At 54.2% G+C, this 16806-nt stretch carries 13 protein-coding genes; 9 read left to right on the top strand and 4 right to left on the bottom strand.

What is annotated here, in order from left to right:
• Positions 1-41: 41 nt before the first annotated feature.
• Both nfo and M2403_RS10960 read right to left on the bottom strand, forming a co-directional pair.
• Positions 42-899, bottom strand: a complete 858-nt coding sequence (gene nfo, locus M2403_RS10955) for a deoxyribonuclease IV (protein ID WP_259229124.1) — start codon at positions 897-899, stop codon at positions 42-44.
• Positions 900-987: 88 nt separating this feature from the next.
• Positions 988-2025, bottom strand: a complete 1038-nt coding sequence (locus M2403_RS10960) for a YeiH family protein (RefSeq protein ID WP_259229183.1) — start codon at positions 2023-2025, stop codon at positions 988-990.
• Positions 2026-2359: 334 nt separating this feature from the next.
• Between M2403_RS10960 and yieE the strand changes: the two genes are divergently transcribed.
• The 6 genes from yieE to cirA all read left to right on the top strand — a co-directional run bounded on the left by yieE (position 2360) and on the right by cirA (position 10346).
• Positions 2360-3229, top strand: coding sequence for a DNA-binding transcriptional regulator YeiE (gene yieE, locus M2403_RS10965; RefSeq protein WP_152324304.1), 870 nt, complete (start codon positions 2360-2362; stop codon positions 3227-3229).
• Between the two features lie 134 nt (positions 3230-3363).
• Positions 3364-4839 (top strand): amino acid permease, encoded by a 1476-nt coding sequence (locus tag M2403_RS10970; protein ID WP_152324303.1) that lies wholly within the window; start codon positions 3364-3366, stop codon positions 4837-4839.
• A gap of 211 nt (positions 4840-5050) precedes the next feature.
• Positions 5051-6226 (top strand): ABC transporter substrate-binding protein, encoded by a 1176-nt coding sequence (locus M2403_RS10975; protein ID WP_217153384.1) that lies wholly within the window; start codon positions 5051-5053, stop codon positions 6224-6226.
• Positions 6227-6267: 41 nt separating this feature from the next.
• Positions 6268-7350, top strand: a complete 1083-nt coding sequence (locus tag M2403_RS10980; protein WP_152324301.1) for an iron ABC transporter permease — start codon at positions 6268-6270, stop codon at positions 7348-7350.
• A complete protein-coding gene (locus tag M2403_RS10985) occupies positions 7350-8186 on the top strand; it encodes an ABC transporter ATP-binding protein (protein WP_208951366.1) in 837 nt (278 codons plus the stop codon). Before M2403_RS10980 ends, M2403_RS10985 begins: the two co-directional genes overlap by 1 nt.
• Positions 8187-8372: 186 nt before the next feature.
• Positions 8373-10346 (top strand): catecholate siderophore receptor CirA, encoded by a 1974-nt coding sequence (cirA, locus tag M2403_RS10990; protein ID WP_259229125.1) that lies wholly within the window; start codon positions 8373-8375, stop codon positions 10344-10346.
• Between the two features lie 114 nt (positions 10347-10460).
• On the opposite strand, the gene M2403_RS10995 is transcribed toward cirA, so the two are convergent.
• Both M2403_RS10995 and M2403_RS11000 read right to left on the bottom strand, forming a co-directional pair.
• A complete protein-coding gene (locus tag M2403_RS10995; protein ID WP_165058204.1) occupies positions 10461-11267 on the bottom strand; it encodes a 5'-nucleotidase, lipoprotein e(P4) family in 807 nt (268 codons plus the stop codon).
• A 204-nt stretch (positions 11268-11471) separates the two neighbouring features.
• A complete protein-coding gene (locus tag M2403_RS11000) occupies positions 11472-12581 on the bottom strand; it encodes a porin (RefSeq protein WP_152324297.1) in 1110 nt (369 codons plus the stop codon).
• Positions 12582-12893: 312 nt separating this feature from the next.
• Here M2403_RS11000 and dinG point away from each other — a divergent pair, with 312 nt between their 5' ends.
• From dinG to M2403_RS11015, 3 genes are all read left to right on the top strand, one after another.
• Entirely contained in the window at positions 12894-15068 is a 2175-nt protein-coding gene (dinG, locus tag M2403_RS11005) for an ATP-dependent DNA helicase DinG (RefSeq protein WP_259229126.1), read from the top strand.
• 61 nt (positions 15069-15129) lie between these two features.
• Entirely contained in the window at positions 15130-16092 is a 963-nt protein-coding gene (ybiB, locus tag M2403_RS11010) for a DNA-binding protein YbiB (protein WP_259229127.1), read from the top strand.
• 320 nt (positions 16093-16412) lie between these two features.
• The gene (locus tag M2403_RS11015) at positions 16413-16754 is read left to right on the top strand and encodes a zinc ribbon domain-containing protein YjdM (protein ID WP_152324294.1); all 342 of its coding nucleotides are present in this window, start codon (positions 16413-16415) and stop codon (positions 16752-16754) included.
• The last annotated feature ends 52 nt before the right edge of the window (positions 16755-16806 follow it).

Raw genomic sequence — 16806 nt, forward strand, 5'->3', positions numbered from 1 at the left:
AAATGAGTCGCGCTTTTTTTTTGCAGCGGCTATCTGCAAAATTAAGCCGCGACTTCAGCCGCCGCTTCCCCTTTTAACCACGCGATCTCATCTTTCCAGATCTCCGGATCAACCGTCTCGAGGATCATCGGGATACCGTCAAACCGCGCGTCGCGCATCATCCAGCTGAACACCGTATTGCCAATGTTTCCCTGACCGAGGCTGTGGTGGCGGTCGACGCGGCTGTTGAATTCGCTCTTCGCATCGTTGAGATGCATACCGCGCAGGTACTTAAATCCGACAACGTCTTCGAAATGTTTGAAGGTCTTCTCGCACTCTTCGACAGTTCGCAGATCGTAACCGGCGGCGAAAGCGTGGCAGGTATCAATGCAGACGCCGACGCGGCTTTTGTCTTCGACGCCATCAATAATTTTCGCCAGATGCTCAAAGCGGAAACCCAGATTGCTGCCCTGACCGGCGGTGTTTTCGATGACGGCGGTGACGCCCTGCGTCTGTGCCAGCGCGATGTTCAGGGATTCAGAAATGCGTTCGAGACATTTGTCTTCGTCGATTTGCATCAGGTGGCTGCCCGGATGGAAATTGAGCAGCGAAAGGCCGAGCTGTTCGCAACGTTGCAGTTCATCAAGAAAGGCTTCGCGGGATTTTTCCAGCGCTTCGGTAACCGGGTGGCCGAGGTTAATCAGATAGCTGTCATGCGGCAAAATCTGGTTGCTCTGATAGCCATACTTTTCACAGGCTATTTTGAATTTTACGATGACATCTTCCGGCAACGGTGCTGCTTTCCACTGACGCTGGTTCTTGGTGAAAAGCGCAAAAGCCGTGGCTTCCAGCTCGTGTGCCCGCAGCACGGCCTGATCGACGCCGCCCGCAGCACTCACGTGTGCTCCTATAAACTTCATTTCCGCTCCTCATTTATTCTTGATCTAAGGGAGAATGATAGCGCCTGCACAAGGCAGGCGCAGCAGAGAAGTGTTAAAACCCGCAACATTAGCCAAAAAGATGCTGAACCAGTTCGTTGATCCCCGCACCGCCTGCAATCAGCCAGACAAACAATATTGCCGCCAGCAACATCGGTTTCAGCCCCGCCTGACGCAGCGCGCTGATGTGTGTTGTCAGGCCAAGCGCTGCCATCGCCATCGCAAGCAGCACGGTGTCGAGCGTGATGAGCGGCGGGATCCAGCTGTGCGGCAGAATATCCAGCGAGTTGAACGCCGCCACCAGAATGAACATCAGCGCGAACCACGGGATCGTGATGTTACGCAAACCTGATTTCTCACCGGCTTCTTTCACACTTTTACCGCGGGCAATCCAGCCGGATAACAGCAGCAGGAACGGAGCCAGCATCATGACGCGGATCATCTTGGCAATCACCGCCGCGTTTTCAGCGTCCGGGCTGACACCCTGACCGGCGGCAACCACCTGCGCCACTTCATGCACCGTCGAGCCGGTATAAATCCCGAACTGTGCAGCCGTGAGGTTCACCCAGTGATAATGCGCGTTAAGTTGCCATAACCACGGATACAGGAAGATGGCCGCGGTGCCGAAAATAACGACCGTAGCCACGGCAACCGTGACTTTTCCTGCTTTGGCGTTGAGCACCGGCTCTGTCGCCATCACGGCGGCCGCGCCACAAATGCTGCTGCCTGCGCCGATGAGCATGGAGGTGTCGCGGTCTAATTTAAACACGCGTTGTCCCAGCCAGCAGGCCAGCGCGAAGGTGGAACACAGCATCATGGCGTCAATCAGAATGCCGGTTGCGCCGACGTCAGCGATTTGCGCGAACGTCAGGCGCAGGCCGTAAAGAATGATGCCGAGCCGCAACAGGCGCTGCTTTGCCAGCGTGACGCCTTCCTCGCACCATGGCCGGGCTGCAGGATAAAACGTGTTGCCGATAACCATGCCGATAACGATCGCCAGCGTCAGGGCGCTCAGCCCGAGCTGGCTTAGCGCCGGAAAATCACTCAGCCAGATAGCCAGAGCAGTAATGACGCCGGTCAGCGCCAGGCCTGGAATGACACGACTCATCCGCAGCGGTTGCGGAACGGTATTTTTGAGTGTGTCGCGTTTATTGAGCGGCAATGTATTCATCGTCGTTTCCTCATCTAAGGAGTGATGCGATAAGGCTACGCCGCGCTTATATAAAAATGAAATTGATTATAACTTTATAACCTATCTGAAAAACTGGTATAGAATGCGCTGAAAACCGGGGGCAAAATGGTCGCCCCGATCTACGGGTCTATACTGAAGAAAGAGAAAGCGTGCGGTACGCGGCGGTTTTTCTTCTGAACAGATTTCTGAGCAGACATTTTTGAACAAGCAATCAGCGGACCGGAGGGCTTGTAAGGATAGCGGGACATTTATGCACATAACATTGCGACAACTTGAAGTTTTCGCCGAGGTGCTGAAAAGCGGGTCGACCACGCAGGCGTCGGTTGTGCTTTCATTATCACAATCCGCGGTGAGTGCCGCACTGGCCGATATCGAAGGCCAACTTGGCGTGCAATTATTTGACCGTGTCGGTAAACGGCTGGTAATCAATGAGCATGGGCGTCTGTTATACCCGAAAGCGCTGGCGCTGCTTGAACAGGCGGGCGAAATCGAGCGCCTGTTTAATCACGACAACGGTTCGCTGCGCATCGGTGCGAGCAGCACCATCGGTAATTACATGCTGCCGGCGATGATTGCGGAATACCGGCTGGATTTCCCGCATACGCCGATGGAGCTCAACGTCGGCAACACCAATGACGTGATTAACGCCGTCTCTGATTTTCGGGTGGATCTGGGGCTTATCGAAGGGCCGTGCCAGTTGCCGGAGCTGATTACGCAACCGTGGCTGGATGACGAGCTGGTGGTGTTTGTCGCGCCGGAAAATCCGCTGGCGGGGCAGACGGTTTCACTGGAAGCACTGGCGCGGGAACCGTGGATTTTGCGTGAACGCGGCTCGGGCACGCGCGAAGTGTTAGATCACATGTTGCTGCCACAGTTACCGGATTTCAATCTGGTGATGGAGCTGGGAAATTCCGAAGCCATCAAGCACGCGGTGCGTCACGGAATTGGCATCAGCTGTCTGTCGCGCCGGGTGATTGCCGAGCAGCTTAGCAGCGGCTCGCTGGTGGAAATCCGCCTGCCGGTTGCCCCGCTGGTGCGTAAGCTTTATCTCATTCATCACCGTCAGAAACACATCTCCAACGCCTTATCGCGGTTTTTAACCTATTGTCGCGAATCCTGATTACGGTCTTTCACTAATGATCCGCGGCCTGTTATGAAGGTGTCTTATAACAGGTCGTTCCTGCTATTCAGAGCGGCAGGTTTTGCTACAATCCGCGCTTAAATTTTATAATGACGAGCGGATATAGGGTAAAAATGGCTCAACAACCTACAAAAAATACGCAGGTGGCTCCCACACTGCGTCGCGAGCTCAAGGCACGTCACTTAACGATGATCGCCATCGGCGGTTCAATTGGTACGGGTTTATTCGTCGCCTCCGGCGCGACAGTTTCACAGGCGGGCCCGGGCGGCGCACTGCTGTCCTACGCACTGATCGGCATCATGGTTTACTTCCTGATGACCAGCCTCGGTGAACTCGCGGCATTCATGCCTGTTTCCGGTTCATTCTCCACGTATGGCTCCCGTTATGTCGAAGAAGGTTTCGGTTTCGCACTGGGCTGGAACTACTGGTACAACTGGGCGGTAACTATCGCCGTTGACCTCGTGGCCTCACAACTGGTGATGAACTACTGGTTCCCGGACACGCCGGGCTGGATCTGGAGCGCCTTGTTCCTCGGCCTGATCTTCCTGCTTAACTACATTTCCGTACGCGGTTTCGGCGAAGCGGAATACTGGTTCTCCCTGATCAAAGTGGTCACCGTCATCATCTTCATCGCCGTGGGCGTGCTGATGATCACTGGCATTATGCGCGGTGCTGAAACTGCGGGCTGGCACAACTGGACAATCGGTGATGCGCCGTTTGCAGGCGGGTTTGCCTCGATGATAGGTGTGGCGATGATCGTCGGTTTCTCCTTCCAGGGAACCGAACTGATTGGCGTGGCCGCCGGTGAATCTGAAAACCCGGGCAAAAATATCCCACGGGCAGTGCGTCAGGTGTTCTGGCGTATCCTGCTGTTCTATATTCTGGCGATTCTGGTCATCAGCCTGATCATTCCTTACACCGACCCAAGCTTGCTGCGTAACGAAGTGGGCGATATCTCTGTCAGCCCGTTCACGCTGGTGTTCCGTAATGCCGGTCTGCTTTCCGCCGCAGCGGTGATGAACGCCGTGATCCTGACCGCCGTATTGTCTGCCGGCAACTCAGGCATGTACGCGTCAACCCGTATGCTGTTTACGCTGGCCAGCGAAGGTAAAGCGCCGCGCATTTTCGCCAAACTGTCGAAAGGCGGTGTGCCGCGCAACGCACTTTACGCCACCACCATTGTGGCCGCGCTGTGCTTCCTGAGCTCAATGTTTGGTAACCAGACCGTTTACCTGTGGCTGCTGAACACGTCCGGTATGACGGGCTTTATTGCGTGGCTGGGCATTGCGGTGAGCCATTACCGTTTCCGTCGCGGCTATGTTTCACAAGGTCTTGACCTGAAGAAACTGCCTTATCTGTCCGGCTTCTTCCCGTTCGGCCCGGTCTTTGCCTTTGTGCTGTGTCTGATCATCACGCTGGGCCAGAACTATCAGGCGTTCCTGAAAGATACCATTGACTGGGGCGGCGTTGCGGCGACGTACATTGGTCTGCCACTGTTCCTGATCATCTGGTTTGGCTACAAGCTGACCAAAGGCACCAAAGTGGTGAAATACAGCGAAATGGAATTCCCGGAACACGTGGATAAATAACTGACCGGAAGGGCTATTTTGTTGCAAAGGCGGAGCTCAGGCTCCGCTTTTTTTATACCTTTCTTTCCGTAATGCTTTGTTACTTCAGCCCTGTTTCCCCGCGCCCGATCTCTCTGTAACCTTGATAGGTTCTGTAAACTGCATTGATAATCGTTATCATTTCTTTTATTGTTAGCCCCACTTCAGGGAAACGTAAAGGAATCGGAAGAAGATGAATTATCAGCAGAATTTTATCAGTACGCTGTTCAGCAAACGAATTGCTGGCGGATTATTAGGATGCACCCTTGGCATGTTAAGCCTGAGCGCTCAGGCGGTGACGGTCACGGATATTGCCGGAAGAACGGTCACGGTGCCGGATGACGTCCAGCGTGTAGTGCTGGGAGAAGGGCGGTTATTCTTTGCCGTTTCCCTGCTCGAAGGCCAGAAGCCGTTTGACCGCATTGCGGGCTGGCAGGGCGATTTCCGTAAGCTGGATCCGCAAACGTACGCGACGTATCAGGCTAAATTCCCGCAGATCGACAAAATCCCGCTGATTGGTAACACCAGCGCCGATAGCATCAGTCCGGAAAAAGTGCTGACGCTGAATCCGCAGTTAGCGATTTTTGGTTTGTCGGGCCACGGGCCGGGCAAAGAAAGTGCGCTGGTGACACAATTGCAGAAAGCCGGTGTGCCGGTGGTCTTTGTGGATTTCCGCACGTCGCCGCTGAAAAATACCCTGCCGAGCATGGAGCTGCTGGGTAAAGTGCTCAACCGCGAAAAACAGGCGCAGGACTATATCCGCTTTTATCAGGACAACATCAAACGCGTCACGGATGTGACGAAAGACATTCCTGAGCAGGATAAACCGAAAGTCTTTATCGAATTACGCGCCTCAACCGCGGATGAATGTTGCCGTTCTGCCGGTAAAGGCAACATGGGTGATTTCATCGATCAGGCGGGTGGGGTTAATATTGCCAAACCGTTGCTGCCGGGGCCGCTGGGTCTGGTCAATCTCGAAAAAGTGATTGCGGCGCAGCCGGATGTATATCTGGTCAGCGGTGGCGGGAAACCGGCGAAAGCGGGTGATCCGGCGCCAACCGGGTTAGTGCTCGGCGCACAAACCACGCCGGAAGAAGCACGTGCCAGCCTGACGCCGCTCCTGCAACGTAAAGGCATCAGCACGCTGAAAGCCGTGGAAAATGGCCGCAGTTTTGGCATTTGGCACAATTATTACAATTCGCCGTATAACGTGCTGGCCGTGCAGGTCTTTGCCAAAGCATTTTATCCGGAGAAGTTTGCGGATTTGGATCCGCAGGAAACGCAGAAACAACTCTATAAGCAGTTCCTTGCCGTGGAACCGACAGGCACTTACTGGACGGATGCGGTTAAACCGGAAAGCGGCAAGTAATTCCGCCGTCAGTTTTTACGTTAAAGAGACAGAAGCGAATCATGAGTACAACGACCGAACCCGCGCTGGCGGTGAAAGCCACTACCGACAACAGCGTGATGGGGCGATACCAGAATATCGTCCGCCGCCGTCTGTTAATCATGCTGGTCCTGGTGCTGGCGATTATCGTCTCACTGGTGATTGATTTCATTATGGGGCCGTCGGGGTTGTCACTCGGTACGCTGTGGAAAACGCTGTTCGATGCGGCAGCGGCAGATCCGGGCACGCGCGTGATTGTGTGGGATATCCGCATGCCTTACGCGCTGATGGCGGTGGCGGTGGGGATGTCTCTGGGGCTGGCGGGTGCAGAAATGCAAACCATCCTGAACAACCCGCTGGCCAGCCCGTTTACGCTCGGGGTTTCTTCTGCGGCAGCGTTCGGCGCGGCACTGGCTATCGTGCTGGGTATCGGCATTCCGGGGATCCCGGATCAATGGTTTATCTCCGCGAACGCCTTTATTTTTGCGCTGCTCGCCGCGCTGATGCTTGACGGCATCACCCGCTGGACGCGCGTCGCCAGCTCCGGCGTGGTGCTGTTTGGTATCGCGCTGGTCTTTACCTTCAACGCGCTGGTTTCCCTGATGCAGTTCATCGCCACCGAAGACACCTTACAGGGCTTAGTTTTCTGGACGATGGGCAGCCTGGCGCGTGCGTCGTGGGTGAAACTGGGCGTGATGCTGCTGGCGTTTCTGATTTTACTGCCGTGGTCGATGATGAGCGCGTGGAAGCTGACCGCGCTGCGTCTGGGTGAAGATCGCGCGGTGAGTTTTGGTATCGACGTGCGCCGTTTACGTCTTGGCACGTTGCTGCGTATCAGTATTCTTTCCGCACTGGCGGTGGCATTTGTCGGGCCGATTGGTTTTATCGGGCTGGTCGCGCCGCATATTGCGCGCCTGATGTTTGGTGAAGATCACCGTTTCTATCTGCCGGCGAGTGCGCTGATTGGTGCGCTGGTGCTGTCGATGGCGTCGGTGGCGTCTAAAAATCTGGTGCCAGGCGTCATTATTCCGGTCGGTATCGTGACTTCGCTGGTCGGCGTGCCGTTCTTCCTCAGCATTATTCTTCGCCACAGGGGGAACGTCTGATGTCTGCGATGCTCGAAACCGATCCGCAAACGTTGTTCAATGCCGCCACGCAGGGGCTGCAAATCCGCGATTTCAACGCGGGTTATCCTAAGCGCCCTGTGATCCGCAACCTGAACGTACCGATGCTGCCGCGCGGGAAAATTACCGTGCTGCTCGGGCCCAACGGCAGCGGGAAATCCACCTTACTGCGTTCGCTGGCCGGGCTGAACCGGGCGGAAGGGCAGTTGATGCTCGACGGCCACGATTTAATGCCGATGCCGTTTGCCCGTCGCGCGGAGCAGGTGGTGTATCTGCCGCAAACGCTGCCAGCCGGTGTGCATCTGCATGTGCTGGAATCCATTATCGTGGCGCAGCGTGCGTCCGGCGGTAAAGGAAAAGCCTCTGAAGGCACGGACAGCGTGATGGCGCTGCTGCGTCAGCTCGGTATTGAACATCTGGCGCTGAGTTATCTGGATCAGCTTTCCGGCGGGCAGAAACAGCTGGTCGGGCTGGCGCAATCGCTGATCCGCCAGCCATCGCTGCTGCTGCTTGATGAACCGCTCAGCGCGCTCGATCTGAACTACCAGTTCCACGTGATGGATCTGGTGCGCAGGGAAACGCAAAAACGCAATATCGTGACCGTGGTGGTGGTGCATGACATCAATATCGCGCTGCGCCACGGCGACCGCGTGCTGATGCTCAAGGACGGTAATCTGATTGCTGACGGCGAGCCGGAAGCGGTGATCACCCCGGAAAGTCTCGCGCGCGTTTACGGCGTGCGCGGGAGAATTGAACGCTGCTCGCAGGGAACGCCGCAGATCCTCATCGACGGACTGGTCAGCGACCCTTCGATTTAAGTTCTGACGAAATAAAAACGGACGCAACCAACGCAGCGGCGTCCGCCTTTCACATTGTGAGCCTGAAACTAATAAATACATCCTGATAAACCGGGCGGGTTTGTTCGCGCCGCGTTTACCGGTTTGACGGAATTTAATTACAACGTCCCGCACCGGCGGGGTTGTTTTATCTCATGGAGAGAAGAAATGGTTAAGGTCAAATTTACACCGGCGATCAAAGCCGGGCTGCTCGCTCAGTTGTTTGCCGCCGCGTGTCCTGCGATGGCGGAAGACGTTTCTGAAGTGAAAGAAAAAGAAGACCAGATGGTGGTGACGGCTTCCGCCATCCAGCAAAACCTCAAAGATGCGCCAGCCAGTATCAGCGTCATCACCCGCGAAGACCTGCAAAAAAAACCGGTTCAGAACCTGAAAGACGTTCTGAAAGATGTGCCGGGCGTGCAAATCACCAATGAAAGCGACAACCGTCAGGGCGTCAGTATCCGCGGGCTGGGCAGCGGTTACACCCTGATTCTGGTTGACGGCAAACGCGTGAATTCCCGCAACGCCGTATTCCGCCATAACGATTTCGATTTAAGCTGGATCCCGGCGGAATCAATCGAACGTATCGAAGTGGTGCGCGGGCCGATGTCCTCACTTTATGGTTCCGATGCGCTGGGCGGCGTGGTTAACATCATCACCCGCAAAGTCGGCACCGCGTGGCACGGTACATTGAGCGCGGACACAACGGTTCAGGAACACCGCGATCGCGGCGACAGCGGCAACGGAAATTTCTTCGCCAGCGGCCCGCTGGTTGACGATCTGCTCGGCGTAAAAGTCTACGGCGCGCTGGGTAAACGTAAGAAAGATCAGGCCAGCTCCGCCAGCGGCAGCACCGGCCAGCCACGCATCGAAGGCTACACGTCGCGCAACGCCAATGTGGAATTCTCCCTGACGCCAACCGAAGATCAGGATATGACGTTCGGCTACGGTAGGGATCGTCAGGACAGAGATTCCGATACGCTGGATAAAAACCGCATTGAGCGCGAAAACTACTCGCTGGGCCACAACGGGCGCTGGGGGCTGGCGAACACTGAACTGCGTTTCTACGGTGAAAACATCGAGAACAAAAACGCCGAGACCATCACCTCGAAGAATAATTCCCTCGACGGCAAAGTCGTGATCCCGCTGGGGGATTACAACCAGTTCCTGACGTTCGGCGGCGAATACCGTAACGATAAACTCGAAGATGGCGTCAACATGAAGAGCGGCGGCAGCACGCAGGCCAACCAGTACGCGCTGTTCCTCGAAGACGAATGGCGTATTTTCGAAAGCCTCGCGCTGACCGGCGGCGTGCGCATGGACGACCATGAAAACTACGGCGTCAACTGGAGCCCGCGTGCGTATCTGGTCTACAACGCCACCGACACCGTTACGCTAAAAGGCGGCTGGGCATCGGCCTTCAAAGCGCCGTCCCTGTTACAGCTCAGCCCGGACTGGCAAAGTGCTTCCTGCCGCGGCAGTTGTAATGTGGTCGGCAGCAAAGACCTGAAAGCAGAAACCAGCGAAAGCGTGGAATTCGGCATGTACTACGCCGGTCAGGAAGGCTGGCTGGAAGATGTGAGCGCCAGCGCCACGGTCTTCCAGAACGATATCGACGACATGATCACCGTTATCCGCACCGCCAACCGTAATCTGGCGCCGACCTACGCGAACTTTGTCGGCTTTGACGCCAGCGGTAATCCGATCTTCCGTTACTACAACGTCAATAAAGCCCGCATCCGTGGTCTGGAAACCGAAGTCAGCCTGCCGGTTACCGACGTGCTGAACCTGAAGCTGAACTACACCTACAACGACGCGCGTGACCTGAGCAACGGTGGAAATAAACCGTTGTCCGAACTGCCATTCCACACCAGTAACGCTACGCTGGACTGGAAACCGTGGGATGCCTGGAGCTTCTACGTTTCCGCCAACTACAAAGGTAAAAGCCGCACCGTCACCGACGGTAACGCCACACCTGGCGGATACACCGTCTGGAACACCGGCGGTTCGTATCAGGTGAATAAAGCCGTGAAACTGCGGGCCGGTGTGCTGAACCTGACGGATAAAGACCTGAACAGGGATGACTACAGTTATAACGAGGACGGACGCCGGTACTTTGCGGCGATCGACTATAGTTTCTGATTGCAGGAGGCCGCTGCAAAAGCGGCTTTTTTCTCGCGGCCAGCCAGAAACCGAGTCTTCTTCGATTTGAGCTTCCGGTGAAACCGGAAAAGTTTGCCAGCTTTCTGAAAGCGATTATTTTCCGTCCCACGCCTTTAAGTTTTGCTCTCTGACAGATAATTTCGCTTCCGGCGACAACTTATTGTAATCCTTCGCCAGACCGCTCTCCCAGTCACCGTACAGCGGGTTCGGCAGAACGATATATTGGGTGCCGAACTGCTGATGGTTCTGGTTCACGAAGGCGCGGCGCTGTTCGTTATTCTGGTGATAAGTGGCGGATCCGAAGTCGTTAAGATTGTCGCCCACGTATAAGACAACGTGATAACCGGCGGCTTTGACAGCGTCAAAACGGGCCTGCTTGTTGGAGGTATCGGAACTCAGCAACACGGTTTTGTCGTTGGCGCCGGTGAAGCCCAGACGGTTCATATTGTCGACAGTCGCGGCGTATTCACTGGTTTTTCGGTTTGAAACATAGAACATCGTGCCGCCGTGGGTATTGACGTAGTTGGCGAATTCAACAGCGCCCGGAACGGCGGTTGCCTGGCGGGCTGCCGTCCATTGTGACCAGGTTTTGCTGTCGAACGGTTTGTTCGCTTTGACCTGCCACGCGCTGTAAGCGCTGTTATCAAGCATAGTTTCATCAAGATCGACGATGACGGCTTTCTTCTGTCCTGCCAGTGGCTTGGCCTGGTCATACGCCATTTTCGCGGTGTTAAACGCCTGATAAGCCAGCGCCTGATATTCACCGGATTGCTGGAACCAGTTCAGCGCCATCACCGACTGATCGTTCAGTTTCTGCTGGGTATCCGGCTTTTGCTGCGCACAGCCGGTGAGGGCCAGCATGATCAACGCACTGGTGGTGCAAAGCGAAATTTTATTCATTAGTCATCCCTATGCTTGTTAAGAAAGATTCGCATTCATGAAAATCGTTAAAACTGTAGCAGATTCAGCGGGGTGTGGAAGAGTTTATGACGATTAACGCGAGGCGTGTCGGAAAATGGCAGAGATGAAAAAAGCCGGAGGGTGAGTCCGGCCAAAAAAATCAAAGACAGAGAAATAACAATGAGGGAGGATATTTGACTTAAATCAGAACTGATAAACCAGACCGACAGCCGTCACGTCGTCGTTATTCAGAGCCAATTTATTGTCGTCAGACAGTTGGTTGATTTTATAATCAACATACGCGGACATGTTTTTGTTGAAATAATAAGTTGCCGCTACGTCAACATATTTAACCAGGTCTGCATCACCGATATTTTCAATATCTTTCGCTTTAGTCTGAACATAACCCAGTGACGGACGCAGGCCATTTTCAAACTGATATTGTGCAACAGCTTCGAAAGTTTGTGTTTTATTAGCAAAACCGCTGCCAGCAGGTGCGCCAGCAATACCGCCAGGCACGGTAATAGCGATCATATTACGGGTTTCAGCATACATAGCGGCTAAATAAACACCGTTTGCATCGTATTTCATGCCGCCGGTCCAGGCGTCTGCTTTATCGCCTTTACCGTAAGTAGAATTGCTCTGGCCCGTTGTGCGGTCAGAAGAAGCATAAGCGCCACCGAAGCTCACGCCGGTATCACCCAGTGCGTAAGTGGTCGACAGGGCATAGCCGTCACCGTTTGCGGTGCTGCTGCTGCGGCTGTCGTTTTCGTTTTTACCCTGGTACTGAACGGCAACGTTCAGACCATCAACCAGGCCGAAGAAGCCGCGGTTACGGTAGGTTGCCACACCGTTGGTACGGCCTGTCATGAAGCGGTCAGCTTTGGTGTAACCGTCGCCGCCGAACTCAGGGAACATATCGGTCCAGGCTTCAACATCGTACAGTGCGCCGTAGTTACGGCCGTAGTCGATGGAACCGTATTGACCGAATTTCAAACCTGCAAAGCCCAGGCGGGTTTTGGTACCGGTAGTGCTTGGCGTTTTGCTGTCAGATTCAGCGTGGTTAGCCATCACGTTGTATTCCCACTGACCGTAGCCGGTGATTAAATCATTAATTTGTGTCTGGCCTTTAAAACCGAAACGAATGTAACTCTGGTCACCGTCATTGCTGGCAGAATCAGAGAAATAATGCAGCCCTTTAACTTTACCGTACAGATCCAGTTTATTACCGTCTTTATTATAAACTTCCGCTGCGTGAGCTCCTGATGCAATCAGTAAACCAGGAATTAAAAGTGCCAGAATATTACGTTTCATGAAATTGTACCCTGCATTTTTTATTAAAAGCTTTTCGGGAAAGCTTTATATGAAGTCTTATGGAAAGACGCTAATCATCATTTTTGCTATTCATTCCGCATCGGTTGGGAATTTTCTTAGCGAGGATTTTTTACCGTAGATTTGTGATCAATTTATGACAATCAGAAATGAACTTTTCTTTTTTTTACAAGTCCTCCACTTTTTATGCCGAATTATAAGGCGAATTTCGTCGTGATTTCGGGCTGCGCCAGAGGCGGGTCTGTGTGACAATAGACCCCAACATTCCTGTCCCGACGTACAAAAAAGAGATGCATGGCGCTTTCCCCCGCAGTAAAAAATCAGATAAGCCAGTGGTATAAAGCCCTGCAACAGCAAATTCCGGATTTCATTCCCCGTGCTCCGCAACGCGAGATGATTGCGGAGGTGGCGAAAGTTTTCTCCGGTGATTCTGCCCGGCATCTGGCCATCGAGGCGCCGACCGGCGTCGGGAAAACGCTGTCCTACCTCATCCCTGGCATTGCCGTCAGCCGCGAAGAAGAAAAGCCGCTGATTGTCAGCACGGCCAACGTGGCGTTGCAGGATCAAATTTTCAGTAAAGATTTACCCCTGCTGAAAAAAATCATTCCCGACCTGAAATTTACCGGCGCTTTCGGGCGCGGGCGCTACGTTTGTCCGCGCAATCTGGCGGCGATGAGCAATGAAAACGCGCAGGGCGATCTGGGATTATTTCTCGGCGATGAACTTGCGCCTTCCAGCGGTGAAGAACAGAAACTGTCTAAAACGCTGGAAACTGCGCTCTCACGCTACGAGTGGGACGGTTTGCGCGATCACTACCAGAAAACCATCGACGATCCGTTATGGATAAAAATCAGCACTGACAAAGCCAACTGCCTGAGCCGTAACTGTCACTATTTCCGCGAATGCCCGTATTTCGTGGCGCGAAAAGAGATTGAAAGCGCCGATGTGGTGGTCACTAACCATGCGCTTGTGATGGCGGCGCTGGAATCTGAATCCGTGCTTCCGCCGGCCAAAGATTTGCTGCTGGTGCTCGACGAAGGCCACCATCTGCCGGAAGTCGCACGCGATGCGCTGGAAGTGGACGCTGAAATTACGGCCGTCTGGAACCACCTGCAACTGGACAATTTTGTGCGCCAGATTGAGCAATGTCTGGCGCTGTTCACCCCGAAAAATCCGCCGCCGCTGACCAATCCCGAGCGCCTGCAAAATCACTGCGCGGAGATGCGCGAACTGCTGCTGTCGATTGAACAAACAGTAGGCCAGTACTTGCCGCCGGATGAGCCGGAAGCCGAATACCGTTTCGAACTGGGAATGTTGCCTGCGGAGCTGACAGAGCAGTGCAGCCGCCTGTTTAAGCTGACCGACGGGCTGCGCAGTCTGGCGGAATTCATGGTGAACGACCTCAGCGAAAAAACCGGTAAACACGACATCATGCGTCTGCACCGGGCGATTTTGCACATGAGCCGCATGCAGGGTTATCTCGAAACCATGAGCAAACTGTGGCGGCTGGCGGCGCTGGACAAAGCGTCAAACGCGCCAATCGGCAAGTGGGTCACGCGTACATATTTTGATAACCAGACGCATCTGGTGTTTCACTGCGCGGGTATACGCGTCAGCGAACAGCTGGAAAAAATGCTGTGGCGCAAAGTGCCGCACGTGGTGGTGACGTCCGCAACGTTGCGTTCGCTCAACAGTTTCTCGCGCATTCAGGAAATGAGCGGGCTGAACGAAAAAGCGGGCGACCGTTTTATCAGCCTGGATTCTCCGTTCAATCACGTGACGCAGGGCAAACTGGTGATCCCGCAAATGACGCTTGAGCCGGTTCTGGCGAACGAAGCGGCGCATTTGCAGGAGATGGCAGATTTCTTCCGCACGGAGCTGGCGAAAGGGAAACATACCGGCCAGCTGGTGTTGTTCGCCAGTAACCGCGCCCTGCAACAGTTCGTCTCACTGCTGCCGGATCTGCGCCTGATGCTGCTGGTACAGGGCGATCAGCCGCGCTATCGTCTGGTCGAGGAGCACCGCAAGCGCGTCGCTGCGGGCACCACCAGCGTGCTGATTGGCCTGCAATCCTTCGCCGAAGGGCTGGATCTGAAAGGTGAATTGCTCACGCAGGTGCATATTCATAAAATTGCGTTCCCGCCGGTGGACAGCCCGGTGATTCTGACGGAAGGCGAATGGCTGAAAACGCTGAAGCGTTACCCGTTTGAAGTGCAAAGTCTGCCGAGCGCGTCATTCAATCTGATCCAGCAGGTCGGGCGATTGATCCGCAGCCATGAATGCACTGGCGAAATTGTGATTTACGACCGCCGCTTGCTGACCAAAAGCTACGGTTCGCGCCTGCTGGCGGCTCTGCCGGTGTTCCCGATTGAGCAACCTGAAATGCCCGCGCCGGGGTCGGTTAAACGTCCGGATCTCCTTAAAACCGCGAAAAAAGAGCCCGCTCGTCGCCGTATGCGCCGCCGGTGATTTTTCTCGCAAAGTCTTGTTTACCCTGAATAAGCAGTTGAACTGATAAGGTAACGGTACGATGGATTACACCAAACTCATCAAAGAAGTCGGACGCGGAAAAAACCATGCCCGCGATCTGGACCGGGAGCAGTCGCACGCGCTGTATCGTGAAATCCTCGCCGGTGACGTACCTGATTTACAGCTCGGCGCGCTGCTGATTGCGTTCCGAATCAAAGGTGAAGCCGAGGAAGAAATGCTCGGTTTTTACAGCGCGATGGAAGCATTTGTGATGCGCCTTCAGGCACCCAAAAATCGCCCGCTTCCGGTGGTGATCCCGACCTATAACGGCGCGCGGAAACAGGCGAACCTCACGCCGCTGCTGGCGGTTTTGCTCAACCGGCTGGGTTTACCGGTGCTGGTTCACGGCGTAGACGAAGACCCGACGCGTATCACCAGCGCTGAGATTTTCCGGGCGCTGGGTATCGACGCCGCCCGGTCTCAGGGGCAGGCCCAGCAGCAACTCGATGCAGCCAACGCGCCGGTGTTTGTGCCGGTTTCCGTTCTGTGCCCGCCCATTGAAAAACAGCTGGCCCTGCGCTGGCAGATGGGCGTACGCAACAGCAGTCATACGCTGGCAAAACTCATTACGCCATTTGTCGGGCAGGATTCACTGCGCTTATCCAGCGTTTCTCACCCGGAATATGTGCAGCGCGTTTCCTCATTCTTTCGCCAGATCGACGGTCGCGCTTTGCTGACGCAAGGGACTGAAGGTGAAGTGTATGCGAACCCGTCACGTTTCCCACAGACGCACTTTATCGCTGGTGGTGAACTGAGTGTGCTGGCGGAGAAGGAAGAGATTTTTGCTGCGGATGTACCGGCCGGCAAAGATGTCGAAACGACCGTGAACTACATTCAGGAATGTCTGAAGGGCGAACGCGCTATCCCGCAGGCTATTATCACGCAGATGGCGTGTTGTCTGGTCGCCGCAGAAATTTGTGGCGATGTGGCCGAAGCCAAAATGATTGTGGATCAGATTTTTTAAAAGCCCCAATGAGCTCAGTTAGCTCCTCCCCCTGCGAAGGGGGAGGCGGGGAGGGGGTATTAAGGTCAAAACTGTAGTCAATGCATACTTCAAAATTTTTAGTTTTTCTTTAATACCCCACCCCAACCCTCCCCTTCGCAGGGGAGGGAGCTTAAAAAGCCATATTTATCATCGAGAAATTCACTCCATATGCCTGTCTCATTTCCCCAAAATCTCCCTTACCCTGTTCAAAAGTGTGGTTAAACGCTAAAATAAAGGAACTACGGAATCTATTTACTGATTTCATTCGTTTTTTTATAAAGTTTTATGGAGATTTAAAGATGGAAACGTTGCCAGCTTGCCCGACATGTCAGTCCGAATTCACCTGGCAGGACGGTGAAATGCTTAACTGTCCTGAATGTGGCCATGTCTGGTCAATGAACAGCGATCCGGCGGGTGATGACGATACACTGAAGGTCGTGGATGCAAACGGTAATCTGCTGGCGGACGGTGATTCCGTTACGGTAATCAAAGACCTGAAAGTGAAAGGTAGCTCTTCCATGCTGAAAATCGGTACCAAAGTGAAAGGCATCCGTCTGGTCGAAGGCGATCACAATATCGATTGCAAAATTGACGGTTTTGGGCAGATGAAACTCAAATCTGAGTTTGTTAAGAAAAACTAATCCCAAATTCTGAAGCCTGCCCGCATTCAGCGGTTTTGCCATATCGACAGAA

It is taken from the genome of Rahnella sp. BIGb0603 (assembly GCF_024808755.1).
Lineage (GTDB): Bacteria > Pseudomonadota > Gammaproteobacteria > Enterobacterales > Enterobacteriaceae > Rahnella > Rahnella contaminans.